Origin of the sequence: Collinsella aerofaciens, assembly GCF_005844325.1 — a bacterium.
Taxonomy (GTDB): Bacteria; Actinomycetota; Coriobacteriia; order Coriobacteriales; family Coriobacteriaceae; genus Collinsella; species Collinsella aerofaciens_G.
Window position 1 is genome coordinate 1 of sequence record NZ_SPFY01000037.1, and the last position, 16,326, is coordinate 16,326.

Sequence of the window (16,326 nt, forward strand, 5' to 3'; positions counted from 1 at the left end):
CATGCGAACCTCCAGTCCGGACCGCTTCACGGTCCAACTTTCTGTCCGCACCCCCAAACGGCCCCTTTTCGTTCTCGGGGACAAAAATCGCGCGTCTACTCACTCGGGATAAATCCTTACTCCCATTCCTCCGAATACCGCCCCGTGCCTTGCCGTCTCGAAACACGGGGAGTAAATCGCGAAATTGCAGGTGAAAGGGAGTAAATAGCCAAAGAAAAAGCCTCCGTTCCGACGCGGGAACAGAGGCTCGATAATCGGATTTACTCACCAATGTCGCTGGCGGCTTTGCCGTGACTCTCGTACAAAACGAAACTCAGCAGCACAGTGCGGCACTCAAAAATACAGGTCAGAACCCTGTCAGACTACTCCCACTCGATCGTCGCGGGCGGCTTGGACGTGATGTCGTAGCACACGCGGTTGGCGCCGGGAACCTCGGCAACGATGCGGCCGGAGATGCGGGCAAGCACGTCGTAGGGCAGTTTGGCCCAGTCGGCTGTCATAGCGTCGCTGGACTCGACGGCGCGCAGGATGATCGGGCGCTGGTAGGTACGCTCGTCACCCATAACACCGACGGACTTGATGTCGGGCAGGACCGCGAAATACTGCCAGCAGCTGTGCTCGGAGTTGCGCTCGCCAGTCTGCTCAAACAGACGCTGGTTGTAGGCGTCGAGCTCCTCGCGCACGATAGCGTCAGCGTTCTTGAGGATCTCGAGCTTCTCCTTGTCGACCGCGCCGATGATGCGGATGGCAAGACCCGGGCCCGGGAAAGGCTGGCGGAACACGATGTGACCCGGCAGTCCGAGCGCCAGACCAAGCGCGCGGACCTCGTCCTTAAAGAAGTGGTCGAGCGGCTCAATAAGGTCGAAGTGCACGCCCTCGGGGAACGGGATTAGGTTGTGATGGCTCTTGATGGTGGCCGTCTTGCCGCCCGTCTTGCGAGCGCCGGACTCGATGATGTCGGGGTAGATGGTGCCCTGAGCCAGATACTTGACCGGCTTGCCATCGGTCTCGAGCTGCTGCGCCACGGCGAAGAACTCTTTCCAGAACTGCGTACCGATGATGCGGCGCTTCTCCTCGGGCTCGGTCACGCCGGCCAGAAGCTCGGCATAACGGTCCTCGGCGTGGACGTGAATAAAGTCGACGTCAAACTGCTTGGTGAAGACCTCCTCCACCTGCTCGGGCTCGCCCTTGCGAAGCAGACCGTGGTTGATGAACACGCAGGTCATCTGCTTGCCCACGGCGCGGGCGCCCAGCGCAGCCACGACGGAGGAGTCAACGCCGCCGGACAGAGCCAGAATCACGCGGTCGTCACCGACCTTCTCGCGGAACTCGGCCGTCATGGTCTCGACCAGGTCGTCCATGCTCCAGTTGGGCTCCAGGCCGCAGATCTCAAACAGGAAATTGCTCAGCAGCTGCTGACCGTACTCGGAGTGCTTGACCTCGGGGTGGAACTGCGTGGTGAAAATCTTGCGCTCGACGCACTCCATGGCGGCAACCGGGCACACGTCGGTGCTGGCGGTAACGGTAAAGCCCTCGGGCACCTCGGAAACGGCGTCGCGGTGGCTCATCCACACGGTCTGCTCCATAGGCGTGGAGTTAAAGAGCTTGGCGCCGGCCGTGCGCGTGATGGTGGCGCGGCCGTACTCGCCCACCTCGGAGTGGCCGACCTTGCCGCCGAGCGCCACGGCCGTGATCTGATGGCCGTAGCAAAAGCCCAGGACGGGAAGGCCCAGGTCAAAGATGGCGGGATCGATAGACGGAGCGTCCTCAGCATACACGGAAGCCGGGCCGCCGGAAAGGATGAGCGCAGAGGCATTCATCTCGCGAATCTCGTCGGCCGAGATGTCGCAGGGGACGATCTCGGAATACACGTTGAGGTCGCGGACGCGACGGGCAATGAGCTGACCGTACTGCGCACCAAAGTCGAGTACGAGGACCTTTGCGGAAGCCTTTTGATCCATGGTTCCCCCTCTTGTTGGCGGGGAGCCGGTGCCCACCCGCGCGAATAAACGAGAATAACTTTCATAGTGTACACGTTATATGGGGTTTCTCGTCCCTCGCAGCCATCAGCGCACGGCAAACGCACGACCTGGGCCCCTATTTGACGGCAATTGAAGTATTACCAACGTTACAGATGATGTAATACGTTTGAACATTGGACGCCCTGTGCCACAATACTGCCGAACGACTCCGCCTCTGCGGCGGCAAATACGATAGGAATACCAGCATGAAGCGCATCCTTCTCATCGCCACGGGCGGCACCATCGCATCGACCGAGGACGGCAACGGCCTCTCCCCCGCCCTGACCGGTGAGGAGCTCGCCCAGAGCGTCCCCGAGATCTCGGGGCTCTGCGAGCTCGACGTCGTGCAGCCCATGAACATCGACAGCACCAACATGCGCCCGAGCGACTGGATGCGTATCCGCGACGTCATTGTCGAGGGTTATGCCGATCACGACGGCTTCGTGATTCTGCACGGCACTGACACCATGAGCTACACCGCAGCAGCGCTTTCCTACCTGATTCAGGACAGCCCCAAGCCCATCGTGCTCACCGGCTCGCAAAAGCCCATGGGCAATCCCTTTACCGACGCCAAGCTCAACCTGTACCAGAGCCTGCTCTATGCACTCGACGAGCATTCGCACGATGTGTCGATTGTGTTTGGCGGCGTCGCCATTGCCGGTACGCGCGCCCGCAAGCAGCGCACCATGAGCTTCAACGCATTCATTAGCGTCAACTATCCGCCCATTGCCTACATCCGCAATGACCGTATCGTGCGCAACGGGCTTCACGGCACGCATCAGGACGAAAACCCGGTGCATTTCTACGACAGCATCGACCCGCGCGTATTTGTACTCAAGCTTACGCCCGGCGTAAACCCGGGCATCCTCGACGCCCTAGCCGATAGCTACGATGCTGTAATCCTTGAGACCTTTGGCATTGGCGGTATTCCCGAGTTTGGCGAGTCCGGCGAGTCATTCCAGGAGGCGATTTTCCGCTGGGTCGATTCGGGTCGCACCGTCGTTATGACCACGCAGGTCCCAGAAGAGGGCCTCGACCTGGGTGTTTATGAGGTCGGCCGCGCTTACGCCGATCATCCGGGTATTTTGCGCGGCGATGACATGACCACCGAGACGCTCGTGGCCAAGACCATGTGGGCACTCGGCCAGTCACGCGATGCGGCAGAGATTCAGCGTCTGTTCTACAGCCAAGTCAACCACGACCGCATCCCGATGGCTTAATCCCTAAGGCAGTTCCGATTATCGCAGCCTTAAACGACAGGTGGTCCCCCTCGGGCCGTGCAAAAATCGGAGTATTCTGCAATTTCTCCTCCGGAGACATAGAATCGGCCGATTATTAGACGAACTTTTAGGACGAAGGGTCCGTCTAGTAAATATTTATTCCTCATTTTTATTTAGCGTGTGGATTATCTACTGTCAAAAAGGCAAAGCCAGCCGCTCGAGCTACCATCTACGGCCGAACTGGTGCTGAATACTCGCGATTTTGCACATCGCAACCAGGGGGACCCGCCCAAAGAGCGTCAAATACAGCGGGGGAACGCCCTATTCGATACCCTCGAGAAGCTCTGACACCGTCATGCCGAGTGCGGGCGCGATCTTAAATAGAACCTTGAGCGTGAAATTTGCCGTCCCATCTTCGATTCGGTCGAGGTAGGGTCGGCTGATTCCTGTCGCCACACAAAAATCAACCTTGGAGATACCAAGGTCCCTGCGTGTCTCTTCGACCCGCCTGCCAAGAATCTGTTTCGCACGTTCGTCCATGCAGCCGAGTTTGAAATGGAGTCGAACATAAACGTAAACTATAGTTTACGTTTTGCCGAATACACAGGAGTTTTCTATGTCGGATTCTTCGGTCCGCATGTACCGAGCCACGCTTCGCACAAACAGCGCGCCGCCCAAGCTCGTCGTCGTTGAAGCTGCATGCCTTTCGCCCGATGAGCGCACAGCATTTGCATTGCTATCAAGTCGCGTCGTCGCCGTTCTGGTCCCTTGCCCGGCGAAAGGTGAACTTGCCATCCAATGCCAAACGCACGGCTGCTCGCTCAATCAGGCTGCCGTAATCGCAACCAGCCAACGCGGCCTGCCGCTCCTTTTAGAAGCCGGCATAGCACTCGCCCTTCGCGGCGCCGGATACGAAAACGAGGCCGCCGCCGATGTAGTCTTTCAACCACGATCGAGCGGCGGCCTCGCATCAGCCATTGAATATGCGTGCAGGCTCGTTGCCTAAAAGGACAAGCTAGAAACCAAAGCCAAAGCCCGTTCCGGTAATCGCCGAGTACATAAAGTAAACGTTGATCACGTTGAGGAACACACCCGTGATGCAACCGTTGCGCAGGTAGCGCTCGCACACGATGCGCGCCATGGCGGCGGAGTCATCATTATTATTTGCCTGGCGTCCCGCCGTAAAGTACGTCGCCACGCTCAGCAGCAGATTGAGTACCGGCAGCGCCAACAGCTCGTAGCTCTTGCCCCAGCGCGTCGCCTCGCCGGCGGCATTAAACTTCGTTGCCACCTCGGGACCAATGTTGGGGATAACGCACGCTGCGACCACCAGCGGAATCACCGCAAGTACGAGCAGCGCAATACCCATGTAGCCAGCTTTTTTGCCGTATTTAAACATATGCGTCGCCCTTACACGTTAAAGCGGAAGTGCACGACGTCGCCATCGGCCATGACATAGTCCTTGCCCTCAATACGCAGCTTGCCGGCAGCCTTGGCGCCCTGCTCGCCGCCGAGCTCGATGTAGTCGTCGTAACCAATGACCTCGGCCTTAATAAAGCCGCGCTCAAAGTCGGTGTGGATGACGCCGGCAGCCTGCGGGGCGGTTGCGCCCTGACGAACCGTCCAGGCCTTGACCTCCATCTCGCCGGCCGTAAAGAACGACTGCAGACCGAGCAGCTTATAGGCCGCCTGCGCGAGCACGTCCAGACCGGGCTGTTCCAGGCCCAGGCTCTCCAGGTAGTCGGCGGCGTCCTCGGGATCGAGCTCGGAAAGCTCGGCCTCAATCTTGGCGCAGATGGGCAACGGCTTGACGCCATCGATGGGCGCCAGGTCGTCGTTGAGCATATCCTCGTCCACGTTGGCCACATACAGGATGGGCTTCATGGTGAGCAGGAACAGCCCCTTGGCGGCGGCACGCTCCTCGTCGGTCATCTCCATGGATGCGGCGCGCTTGCCCTCGTTGAGCCAGGCAAGCAGGCGCTTGGCGACCTCGAACTTGGGCATGAGCTCCTTGTCGCGCTTGGCCTCCTTCTCGAGCTTAGGCAGCTGCTTCTCGAGCGTGCCCATGTCGGCCAGGATGAGCTCGGTCATGATGGTGTCGGCATCGCCGGCGGGATCGACGAACTCGCCCGTGCGGCCCACCTCACGCATGACGTTGGGGTCCTTAAAGTAGCGCACGACCTCGCAGATGGCGTCGGTCTCACGAATGTTGGCCAGGAACTGGTTGCCCAGGCCCTCGCCCTCGTTAGCGCCCTTCACCAGACCTGCGATGTCGACGAACTCGACCGTCGCCGGCACAATACGACCCGGGTTAACGATGTCGGCAAGCTTTTGCAAGCGGCTATCGGGCACGTCGACGATACCCACGTTGGGGTCGATCGTGGCAAACGGGTAGTTGGCGGCAAGGCCGGTCTTTTTGGTAAGCGCGGTGAACAGCGTCGACTTGCCCACGTTGGGCAGGCCCACGATACCGATGGAAAGGGACACGACAGCTCCTTTTGATACAGGTACTTCAAACTGCATAAGTATAGCGCCGCCGCAGCATCCGGGCGAATCCGGACACCGCGGCGGCGCAAATGAAGCAGAGATAGAGCTCGCTGACTAGTCCGCGAGCTTCTCCACTTGGTCGAGCATCTTATCGAGCTTGGCCTTTGCCTCGGCCTTGACCTTCTCGGCCTCCTCGTGGGCCTTGGCCTTCTGAGCGGCCTTTTCCTCGGCCTCGGGGTCGACAACGACCAGATTGGACGCATCGTGCTCGACCAGCTTGAGCGCATGCTCGGGGCACACCTTGACGCAGGCCCCGCAACCTAGGCAATAGGTAGACTCCAGTGCAAAGCGGCCGCTTCCCACCAAATCGCAGGCGAACGTGGGGCATACATTGACGCACTCGCCGCACGACGTGCACTTGTCAAAATCGCACTCCGGCGTGCTCACCTGCATGTTCTGGGCAAGCTCGGGGTGGTTTTGCAGCGTCGAGAGCACCAGCTGGCGCCCGTGCGTGAGCGAACGGCGGCGCTTGGTCGTCGTGGTACCGCACATGGTGTTGAGCGTGCGCTCAAGCTGCGTGATCTGGTGACGGTGGGCCTTCAACTTCTGCGTCACCGAGGCCGGTGCCGCAGTCGCCGGGTTGAGCTTGGTCACCGTCAGGCCCGTGGTGCGGGCAATCTTTTCCATGTACTCCTTGCGCTCGTACTCGCGGCGCTTATGGCACTTGAGGCTCCTGGGGTCGACCTCTAGGCCCATACCTGTGCCAGACCACTCTTCGGCCTTCGCAATCGCCTCGCCCAGAATGTCCTCACCGCCGGTGTTGCGGCACTTATCGCACACGCCCAACGGCAGGTAGACGCTCACGTTGGGATAGTCGGCCAGTACCGAGAACCAGGTCTCGGCCGTAATATCGCCCACGCAGGCGACGACGACCTCGTTTTCGCGCGGCATGCGCTTAAGGGCGCGCGTGCAGGTAACGTAGGCGGTCTCGTGGCTCGTAGCAGCAGAGACGATATCGTCATACAGGTTTTTGGGCGCCAGACGCGGCGAGATGATTGCCTCGGTCGGACAGGCAGCGGCGCACAGGCCGCACTTGCGACAGGAGTCGAGGATCTCGATGGCGTCTTCCTCGACCTCGATAGCGTTGACCGGGCACACGTCCATGCACGCGGTGCAGCCGCTCTTTTCGTTTTTGCAGGTCAGGCACGGAATGGTGTTGCCGCGCGGACGCTCCTTGTAGTCGGCAGGATTCCACTGCGGCGCCGACGGATCGAGCGCATCGGTCACGCCGCCAAGCGGGTTTTTAAGAAAGTCGAAACCCTTGCTGATCTCGATAATGTCATCAAACAGATCGTGTTCCTGCGCCATGCGCGGCCCCTCCCTGAGCAGTGCAAACAAGCAAGAGATAATGATACGCTATCGGCCCACACCTCGGGCAAATTACACGCGGTGCACCTTGAGGGAAATAACCCATGGCCTATCGCCGCCCCGATTGCACAAGGTCAATCAAGCGCCAAGCTATGCCTCGCACATGAGCTGCACGAGTTTTTGTTTGGTCACCTTGGCCTGTTCGTTAGCCATATTGCGTTCGTTTCTAAAGACCGCATCCGCAACGCTCATCAGGTCGGTATCGGAAATCTCGCCAAGTCCCAGCTCCGCGAGCGTCGTCGGTAGACCAACGCGCTGGCAAAACTCGAGCACCTGATCAAGCTCGGGCGCACGCTCCAGGCGCAGCTGCACCACCAGGCCAAATGCCACGGCCTCACCATGCATGGCCTTGCACTCGGGCAGAATCGTCAGGCCGTTGGCTATGGCATGGGCAAGCGCTAAGCCACCACTCTCAAAGCCAACACCCGAGAGCAGAATATTGCACTCGATCAGGCGCTCAACCGCTGGCGATGTACGGCCCTTTTTGAGATCGCGCTTGGCAGCGACGCCGCACTCCATGAGTGTGTCATAGCAGGCACGAGCCGCAACCAAGGCCAAGTGTCCCGGCGCGCCACCGTGCTCGTTGGCGCCGTGCGCCGCGGCGCACGAACGCGCCTCGAAATACGTTGCCAGCGCATCGCCCATACCAGCGACCGTCATACGCAGCGGGGCCGCCGCGACCACGTTGGTATCGACCACGACCAGGTCTGGATTCTTCTCGAGCATCAGGTAGCGGTCGAACGACCCATCCTCGTGATACAGCACCGAAATCGCGCTGCACGGACCGTCCATCGACGCCGCCGTGGGACATACGCACAACGGCAACTCGGCATAAAACGCAACGGCCTTGGCGATATCGAGCATCTTGCCGCCGCCAATGCCCACCACCATGTCGCAATACTCGGCCCGGGCTTCCTTGGCCATTTCGACAACGGCATCTTCCGTACACGGACCGTTGTAAATCTTAAAGAACGGCTCGCTTAGATCTTCATCCAGAAATCCATCGACGATCTGCCTGCACAGCCGATCCTCGGTGCCCTGGTCAAACAAGACATAGGCAGCGCAGCCCAACCATGACAAATACCTGCCCTGGCGCGAAAGCTCCCCCGGTCCCTGAACATACCGACCGGGGCCGCCATAAACCATAGGAAGCGCCATACGAGAATCCACCCTTCATCAAACAACGATGGTGCAAAGTACCCTGACCCCTTTGCACCATAGCAAAAAGGGGCAAAGCCATCTGTTGGCTTTGCCCCTTCCTTAGCTTGATTTACTCATCCATGAGATAGTAGTGGCCCAGTGCGTCGGCACCCAGGATGGCGTTTGCGACCATCTCGGGCGTCACCTCAAACGGCATGTTGCACATGGTGTCCTCGGGCGCGCACGCAGCCTCGGCAACAATCATGGCCTTCTCGCGCGTAAGCTCGGCAACGCCAAGTTCCTTCATCGTGACCGGCAGACCCAGCTCAATGCAGAAGCCCAAGACTTCCTCGAGCTTCTCGGTCGGGGCATCCTCGAGTACCAGCTGGACGATGGTGCCGAAGGCGACCTTCTCGCCGTGATACATGCTGTGGCACTCGGGCAGCATCGTCAGACCATTGTGGATGGCATGAGCAGCAGCAAGGCCCGAGCTCTCAAAGCCAATGCCGGAGAGCAGCGTATTGGCCTCGATGATGTGCTCCACGGCAGGCGTCAGCGCGCCCTTCTCCAGCGCGACCTTGGCCTTGACGCCATCGGCCATAAGCGTCTCGTAGCAGAGCTTGGCGAGCGCCAGGCCGGCCATGCCGCCCTTGCCGCCAGCGCAGGTGCCGCCGTCGGCATCGTGCGTCGCCTGGGCCTCGAAATAGGTTGCGAGCGCATCGCCCATACCGGAAACCGTCAGGCGCACCGGGCTCGCCGCGATAACCGTCGTATCCATAAGGACGATATTGGGGTTCGCCTTAAGGAAGAGGTACTTGTCGAACTGGCCGTCATCGGTATAGAGCACCGAAAGTGCCGAGCACGGTGCATCGGTCGAAGCAATGGTGGGGCAAATGATAACCGCGGACTCCAGGTAGTAGGCGACGGCCTTCGCGGTGTCGAGGATCTTGCCGCCACCGACGCCGACGACGATATCGCAACCGTTGTCGCGAGCGAGCGCAACCAGGCGATCGACCTCGCCCTTGGAGCACTCGCCGTTAAAATCCTCAAACAGCAGCTCGGCCTTAGCCTCGGCAAAGCCGCCCTCGATCTTGGCACCGACGCGCTTCTTGCCCGAAGGCGTCACGATGACGAGGGCCTTAGCGCCGAGCGGCTCGACATAGGAGCCGAGCTTGGCCAGCTCGTCCGGACCCTGGATGTACTTGCTGGGGCTATTGAAAATTGCAGCCATAACTATCCCATTCTCTAAAAGAAAAAAGAAAGGGGCTCCGTACAGATACGTGCGGAACCCCTCGTTACGATAACAAGAGTCGATTAGAAATCGATGTCGGTGTCGTAGTAGCAGGCCTTGAGAATCTTCTCGAAGTCGGCAGCCTTGGTCTCACGCGGGTTCTCGGGCGTGCAGGCGTCCTGCTCGGCGTTCGCGGCGATCTCGGGGAGCTTGGCGAGGAACTCCTCCTCGGAAACCATCTGCGGGTTCTCGGCGTCGACCTTCACGCCACCATTCGCGTAATCCTTGATGGACTGCGGAATGTTGAGCTGGTCGTTGAGGTCGCGGATCTTCTGGACGAGCGCAGCGATAAGCTCCTCGTTGGTCTCGCCGGGAAGGTGCAGGATCTCCTTGGCCACGTAAGCGTAACGCTCGGCAGCACGGGGATCCTTGGAGTTCCACTGGATGACCTTGCCCAGGTACATGGCGTTAGCGGCACCGTGGATGATGTGGCCGTTCTCGAAGGCAGCACCGGTCTTGTGAGCCATGGAGTGAACGATGCCGAGCAGGCCCGAGGAGAAGGCGATACCGGCGATGCACTGAGCCTCGTGCATGTGCTGACGGGCCTCATGGTCGCCAGCATAGGACTTGGGCAGCCACTCGACGATCTCGCGGATGCCGTGCAGAGCATTGGCGTCGGTGAACATAGAGGCGCAGGTGGAAACGTAGGCCTCCATGCAGTGGGTCAGAGCATCCATGCCGGTGTGAGCGCACAGCTTGGCGGGCATGGTGTAGGTGAGCTCGGGGTCGACGATGGCGACATCAGGGGTGATGTTGAAGTCGGCCAGCGGGTACTTGATGCCCTTGGCGTAGTCGGTAATGACGGAGAACGCGGTGACCTCGGTAGCGGTGCCGGAGGTAGAGGAGATGGCGCAGAAATGAGCCTTCTGACGCAGCTCGGGGAAACTGAACGGCTGGATGATGTTATCGAAGGACTCCTCGGGATACTCGTAGAAGACCCACATGGCCTTAGCGGCATCGATGGGCGAGCCGCCGCCGATGGCGATAATCCAGTCGGGCTCGAACTCGCGCATGGCCTCGGCGCCCTTCATGACCGTCTCGATGGACGGGTCGGACTCGACGCCCTCGAACAGCTTGACCTCGAAACCGCCTTCCTTAAGGTCGTTCTCGACGTCCTGCAGGAATCCGCCGCGGCGCATAGAGCTGCCGCCAGAAACGATGATGGCCTTCTTGCCCTTGAGGTTCTTCACCTCGTGGCGAGCGCCCTCACCAAAGTACAGATCGCGAGGATTGGTAAAACGTCCCATACTGTGCCTCCTAAACAAGCCCCTCTTAGACTTGCGTATATAACGGAGCACCCGATTGGCTCCGTTAGGACCGTTTTGCGCGTTGCCGGCGATGGCAATGCGCGATGTCTTAACGCCTCAACGCTCAGACAAACACTATTTTACCGTTCTGGTTGGTCAGTTATTCACCTAAAGCCGCCAATGATGAAACGTTTTTTCTATCCCTGAAGACCCTTGTGCGGCATTCATACTCCCAAGCTGGGCAAACGTTTTATCAAGGTTGACTACATATCCCGGGCAGGACGGTGCCCCTCCAAAATATGCACCGTTCGCCGCCAAAAATCGACCGTTTGCGGCACCGTGATACCACTCGGTCGTCCAAGGTGCCGACATTTGTGCGACATCCGTCTTCGTGGTGCAAAGGTGCAAGTCCAAGTGCGGCACCCCCGGTGTGCCACATGCGGGTAAACTAGAACCTTATATAGAAACATTTGAACCCTAACCGCAGCAAAGGAGGCTCCATGGCATTCGATCCCATTCAAGAGGATTGCCATCGCCTCGTTCTTGAGGCCTTGCGCCGCGACAATATCCCGCTCACCGACGGTGCTGCCGTAGAGCGTCTGATGGAACAATTCACCCGCAACCCCGCACCGCTCATCGTGCACGACCGCGACCGCGCCGGGCACCTCATTGCCAAGGTGGTCGAGGCTGTCGACTACCGCATTCCCTTTATCCCTGACGATACCCAGGCAGAGCAAGAAGAGGTAGCTGCCGAGAACATGCTCCGCGAGGCAGCCGCGCTCGATCCGGCCAACTGGGATGCCCAGCGCATGCTGACCGCCCTCACCGCCAGCTCCAACGAGGAATACGTACAGTACTTGGCATCCAAGCGCGATGAAGTCGAGCATGACCTGGCGCTCAAAATCGCCTCGGCGCAGGACCCCTACGAGCGTGAGGCCGCTGGCGACCTTATGCGCCGCCCCTACCTGCGCTGGCTTGCCGCCTTGGCATCGCGCGCGCTCATTAGCGGACGCTACCACATGTCGCTCGAAGCCGCGAATCGCAGCTTGGACTTTGCGCCCAACGACCCCGCTGGTGTCCGCCACACCGCGATGCTCGCTATGGCAAAGCTCGAATACCCCGCCGAGGAGCTCAAGCGATTTCGCTCTGCCCACTCCGTCCCCTATCTCGCCAACACGCCGCTGCGCCGTCGTCCCAAAGATGCGGAGCGCGACTTGGACCCGTGGACGCTCATCGCACTGATGAGCGCAGCCTGGCGCGAGCTGGACTACGAGGGCGCCGAGCACTACCTGCGTATCCTTGCGCGCTCGTGTCCGCACGCGGCCGAGGCGCTCTACTTCCAAACCGAGTTTCCCGATGGCGTCTATGCCCGCGTCAACGTGGGTGTGGGCTCCACCGACGAGCTCGTCCTCGCGCTGTCCGAGGCAACGCCGGTGCTGCAGGAGGGCCTGGGCGCTCCCGACAACGCCAGCTTTGCCGCCTGGGTCGCCACCAACGATATCGTGCGTTCCCAGATCGACGAGCGCATCCTGCGGGCGGCCGAGCAGGGCCTGCCGTTTAAGGGAGGAGACCTCTAATGGATCCGAGCGTCTACATCCCCGCCTACCTGGAGCGCGCCTACCTTGCGTCGCACCCCGAACTCACCGATGCAGCACGCGAGCTTGTCCATAACGACGCGAGCGTCAACCCTCATAAGTATGCGCAGACCGAGCATGCCCAGGCACTGCTGTCCTACGCCGGTGTTCATCGCCACCTGCTCGACGAGCTCCATCGCATCGAGGACATGGGCAGCGACGAGGAGTTTGAGCAGACGCGCAACCGTCTGTTCGACGACATGCGCGATGAGCTGCTCAAGATCGTCCGCATCGATGCGCATGTCCTCGACGCGCAGCTGCTCGCCATCATCCTGGCCGACACGCCCGTCGACGCCTGCCTGGGCGACCTGATGAAGCTCGAAGCGACCACGGCCGATTACCTGCAGCAAAGCGTGCCCGGGTTCGACATGGAAGCCCCGCACTACTGGGCCAATAATGTTTTGACCGACGGTGTCACCGCAGCAGACCTTACCGTGAGCGAGCCGGCTCTTATCGGGTGGCTCCACACGCTCGAGGCCATCTCGCAGCTGTGCATGGCGAGCGCCCGCTACCACGCTGCTGCCAACTACGCCCGCCGCGTCCTTAAGGCGGAAGGCTACCCCACCCGAGCTGCAGGCACCGTGTTGCTCGCCCTCGCTCGCCTGGAAGACCAGGACGGCTTTTTTGCCCTGGCTCACCAGCTCGAGGAACAGGTGGGGGCTGATGCACTCGAGAACTCCCCCTGGTACCTGCTCGCCCGCACCATCCTCTTGTTCAAAACAAACAAGATGCGCCCGGCGACACGCGCGCTGCGTGAGTTTGCCAACCGTTGCGAGGGCGGCGCGTTCTTCTTGCTGAACCCCATGTACCAGACGCCGTACCTTCCCTGCCGGCCCGAGCCGCGCGATCCCTGGGATCTTTCGCACCAGGCCGTTTGGGAAGCGGACGGTATTATCTCGGACACTCCCGACTTTGCCCCCTGGGCCAATGCCTGTGAAGACGTGTCACAGCTTGCCCAGGAATTTGCGCGCCGCTACGGTTTTTAGTGACGCACTCGACCCGACCATGTCGTTTACGTTAGGAACGGTTTCATGAACCTCCGCTCATCTCTCGCCTGCACCTCGAGCGATATCGCCCGCTGGGGACTGCGCTCCGTCCTTAAGCGCCAGGGCGGCGTACTCCCCGGCCGCATCGCCATGAAGATCGATCCCGAGTTGCTGAGCGACCTCGCTGGCCTTGTCGACCGCAGCGTGGTGATTACGGGCACTAATGGCAAGACCACCACCTCCAACCTCATCGCCGACGCCGTTGCCGCCAGCGGCGCCACCGTGGTATGCAACCGCGCCGGCAACAACATGGAGCCGGGCGTGGTGGGCGCACTGCTCGAAGCGCGCAGCGGCCTCAAGCGAGCCGGTGGCGGCAAGCGCGTGGGCGTTTTTGAGTGCGATGAGCTTTACACCGTACGCGTCCTGCCCAAGCTCAAGCCGACCTACTTTGTGCTGCTCAACCTGTTCCGCGACCAGCTGGACCGCTACGGCGAGATCGACCACACCCAGGACGTCATCGCCCACGCGCTGGAGCTTTCGCCGGCAACGACACTCATCTATAACGCCGACGACCCGCTGTGCGCCTCGATTGCCGCGCGCGTTCCCAACGCGAGTATTGCCTTTGGCATCGACGGCGCCACCAACACCGAGTCCGACCGTATTAGCGACTCACGTTTTTGCTCACAGTGCAACGCGCCGCTGGAGTATGACTACGTGCAATACGGCCAGCTCGGCGCCTACCATTGCCCCTCGTGCGGCTGGGCCCGCCCTGCGCTTGTCCGTCGCGTGACGGGCGTGGAGCTCGGCTGCGACGGCTACGGCTTTGACCTGGTCTTTGGATCTGCGTCCGACGCAGCTGCCGTACACATCGCCACGCGCTACAACGGCCTGTACATGGTCTACAACGTTGCCGCTGCATTCTTTGCCGCACATGAGTTAGGCGTGGATACGGCGCACCTGCAGCCCACGCTCGATGCCTACGTCCCCGCCGGCGGACGCATGGGCCGCTGGGATATCGCCGGCCGCACCGTCGAGGCCAACCTGGCTAAGAATCCCGTAGGCTTCGATCGACAAATCCAGTCCATCAAGACGGCAGGCGGCAGACTCTGCGCTTTCTTCCTCAACGATAACGATGCCGACGGCCACGATGTATCGTGGATCTACGACGTCGACTTTGAGCGCATCGCCGACACGCCGGGTCTTGTCGCCTTTGCCGGCGGCACGCGCGCACACGACATGCAGGTGCGCCTGAAGTACGCCGGCATCGACGCCGCCATCATCTCGAATATCGAGCAGGCGATTGGCGCCGTGGCAGACGAGGAGGCTGGCGACACTTTCTACGCCGTCGCCAACTACACGGCCTTCCCGCCGCTGGTCAAGGAGCTCGACGGGCTTAAAGACGACGATGCAAGCTCGGTTGCCTCCTGCGCCGTAACACGCGCCGATGGGAGCGCTGTCCCCACCGATATTGCGCCGGTCGAGCTTTCGCGCCCGCTGCGCATCGTCTACCTTTATCCCGATGCCCTCAACCTCTATGGCGACGGCGGCAACGTCATCGCCCTCGAGCGCCGCTGCGCCTGGCGTGGCATTCCCGTGCGCGTGGACGAGGTCCGTATGGGCGAGTCGCTCGATCTCACCGACGCCGATATCGTCATGATGGGCGGCGGCTCCGATCGCGACCAGCTGGCCGTGGCGCACGAGCTGCTCGCTCAAAAAGACAAGGTCGCGGCCTATGTTGAAGATGGTGGCTCATTGCTTGCCATCTGTGGTAGCTACCAGCTGCTCGGCCGTTCATACTACATGGGTGAAGATCGCATTGAAGGCTTGGGCATCATCGCCGCCGAAACCGTGCGCGGTTCTGACCGCCTGATCGGCAACGTCGCCGTCAAGACCGACCTGGCGCCCGAGCCCTTTGTGGGATTCGAGAACCACGGCGGCCGCACTCTGCTCGACGCAGATGCCACGCCGCTTGGAACGTCCGTCGTCACGGGCACCGGCAACAACGGAGACGACGGCTTCGAGGGCCTCATCTACAAGGGCGTCATCGGCACGTACCTGCACGGACCGGCACTGCCCAAGAACCCCGAACTCGCCGACTGGCTCATTACCCACGCCCTCGAGCGCCGTGGCGACGCGCAGGCCACAGCCCTGCTGCCGCTCAAGCCCCTCGACGACACCTACGAGCGCGCCGCCCACGACGCCGCCATGAAGCTCCTCCCCTAGCACCTCACAACCACAAAGGGGACAGGCACCTTTGTGGTTGTTTTGACCCATCCCAGCGGTTTGTCTCAATCTGTAACATCTAGACCGTTAAAAGTCGTCTTACTGTTACAGAATGAGATGTTCGTCCCGACGCCTGCCTTTTGTCTCGATCTGTAACAGATAGAGCCAATTTGCCCGCCCAGATGTTACAGGTTGAGATGTTCGAAGATCGGGATAGAGAGCCAGCTCCTATGTGGTGGTTTTCCAGTTTGCCAACGATATACGCGCCGGCAAAAAAGTCTGCTATACTCTTTCCCGCTGTCCCCATCGTCTAGCGGCCAAGGACGCCACCCTTTCAAGGTGGATATCGCGGGTTCGAATCCCGCTGGGGGCACCATTTGAATTGAAGAGCCCGTTACCCTCGCGGTAGCGGGCTTTTTGCTACCCATGCGCCGGGATTCGAACCCGACAGGGTGCGGAGCTGAGGAAACGCGCAAGCGTTTTCCAGCGCAGCACGCAAGGAGCGAAGCGACGCAGCGAAAGCGGGCGGCGCCAGCCGCACGCGGACATCCCGCTGGGGGCACCATTTAAATCGAGAAGCCCGTTGCCCTCGCGGTGAACCGCGCCCCAAATCTTGGACGCCCTAAATAGCGACTAGGCCGCAAGGGCC

At 60.7% G+C, this 16,326-nt stretch carries 13 protein-coding genes and 1 tRNA gene; 6 read left to right on the forward strand and 8 right to left on the reverse strand.

The window, feature by feature from the left end; translation table 11 throughout:
• Window positions 1–362: 362 nt before the first annotated feature.
• A complete protein-coding gene (guaA, locus tag FGQ61_RS08940; protein WP_138375285.1) occupies window positions 363–1,961 on the reverse strand; it encodes a glutamine-hydrolyzing GMP synthase in 1,599 nt (532 codons plus the stop codon).
• 266 nt (window positions 1,962–2,227) lie between these two features.
• Here guaA and FGQ61_RS08945 point away from each other — a divergent pair, with 266 nt between their 5' ends.
• Complete coding sequence (locus FGQ61_RS08945; protein ID WP_138375286.1) at window positions 2,228–3,241, forward strand: asparaginase; 1,014 nt, start codon at window positions 2,228–2,230, stop codon at window positions 3,239–3,241.
• 321 nt (window positions 3,242–3,562) lie between these two features.
• Here the strand turns inward: FGQ61_RS08945 and FGQ61_RS09810 are convergent, their stop codons facing one another.
• Window positions 3,563–3,781 (reverse strand): helix-turn-helix domain-containing protein, encoded by a 219-nt coding sequence (locus FGQ61_RS09810; protein WP_035136926.1) that lies wholly within the window; start codon window positions 3,779–3,781, stop codon window positions 3,563–3,565.
• A gap of 76 nt (window positions 3,782–3,857) precedes the next feature.
• On the opposite strand from FGQ61_RS09810, the gene FGQ61_RS08955 reads away from it, so the two are divergent.
• Window positions 3,858–4,247, forward strand: a complete 390-nt coding sequence (locus FGQ61_RS08955) for a hypothetical protein (RefSeq protein ID WP_138375287.1) — start codon at window positions 3,858–3,860, stop codon at window positions 4,245–4,247.
• 9 nt (window positions 4,248–4,256) lie between these two features.
• On the opposite strand, the gene FGQ61_RS08960 is transcribed toward FGQ61_RS08955, so the two are convergent.
• The 6 genes from FGQ61_RS08960 to FGQ61_RS08985 all read right to left on the reverse strand — a co-directional run bounded on the left by FGQ61_RS08960 (window position 4,257) and on the right by FGQ61_RS08985 (window position 10,834).
• Window positions 4,257–4,640, reverse strand: a complete 384-nt coding sequence (locus FGQ61_RS08960; RefSeq protein ID WP_138375288.1) for a DUF1648 domain-containing protein — start codon at window positions 4,638–4,640, stop codon at window positions 4,257–4,259.
• Between the two features lie 11 nt (window positions 4,641–4,651).
• Window positions 4,652–5,728, reverse strand: a complete 1,077-nt coding sequence (gene ychF, locus FGQ61_RS08965) for a redox-regulated ATPase YchF (protein WP_035136922.1) — start codon at window positions 5,726–5,728, stop codon at window positions 4,652–4,654.
• Window positions 5,729–5,842: 114 nt separating this feature from the next.
• Entirely contained in the window at window positions 5,843–7,096 is a 1,254-nt protein-coding gene (locus tag FGQ61_RS08970) for a 4Fe-4S binding protein (protein WP_138375289.1), read from the reverse strand.
• A gap of 150 nt (window positions 7,097–7,246) precedes the next feature.
• Window positions 7,247–8,314 (reverse strand): glycerol dehydrogenase, encoded by a 1,068-nt coding sequence (locus FGQ61_RS08975; protein WP_138375290.1) that lies wholly within the window; start codon window positions 8,312–8,314, stop codon window positions 7,247–7,249.
• 112 nt (window positions 8,315–8,426) lie between these two features.
• The gene (locus tag FGQ61_RS08980) at window positions 8,427–9,527 is read right to left on the reverse strand and encodes a glycerol dehydrogenase (protein ID WP_138375291.1); all 1,101 of its coding nucleotides are present in this window, start codon (window positions 9,525–9,527) and stop codon (window positions 8,427–8,429) included.
• Window positions 9,528–9,610: 83 nt separating this feature from the next.
• Window positions 9,611–10,834, reverse strand: a complete 1,224-nt coding sequence (locus FGQ61_RS08985) for an iron-containing alcohol dehydrogenase (protein WP_006234677.1) — start codon at window positions 10,832–10,834, stop codon at window positions 9,611–9,613.
• A 500-nt stretch (window positions 10,835–11,334) separates the two neighbouring features.
• Here FGQ61_RS08985 and FGQ61_RS08990 point away from each other — a divergent pair, with 500 nt between their 5' ends.
• The 4 genes from FGQ61_RS08990 to FGQ61_RS09010 all read left to right on the forward strand — a co-directional run bounded on the left by FGQ61_RS08990 (window position 11,335) and on the right by FGQ61_RS09010 (window position 16,053).
• A complete protein-coding gene (locus FGQ61_RS08990; RefSeq protein WP_138375292.1) occupies window positions 11,335–12,411 on the forward strand; it encodes a tetratricopeptide repeat protein in 1,077 nt (358 codons plus the stop codon).
• Window positions 12,411–13,454: a hypothetical protein gene (locus tag FGQ61_RS08995; protein ID WP_138375293.1), complete on the forward strand. Its 1,044-nt coding sequence runs from the start codon at window positions 12,411–12,413 to the stop codon at window positions 13,452–13,454. The genes FGQ61_RS08990 and FGQ61_RS08995 overlap by 1 nt, the downstream gene beginning before the upstream one ends.
• A 45-nt stretch (window positions 13,455–13,499) precedes the next feature.
• Window positions 13,500–15,677: a MurT ligase domain-containing protein gene (locus FGQ61_RS09725; protein WP_229025979.1), complete on the forward strand. Its 2,178-nt coding sequence runs from the start codon at window positions 13,500–13,502 to the stop codon at window positions 15,675–15,677.
• 299 nt (window positions 15,678–15,976) lie between these two features.
• Window positions 15,977–16,053: transfer RNA gene (locus FGQ61_RS09010), tRNA-Glu, on the forward strand.
• The last annotated feature ends 273 nt before the right edge of the window (window positions 16,054–16,326 follow it).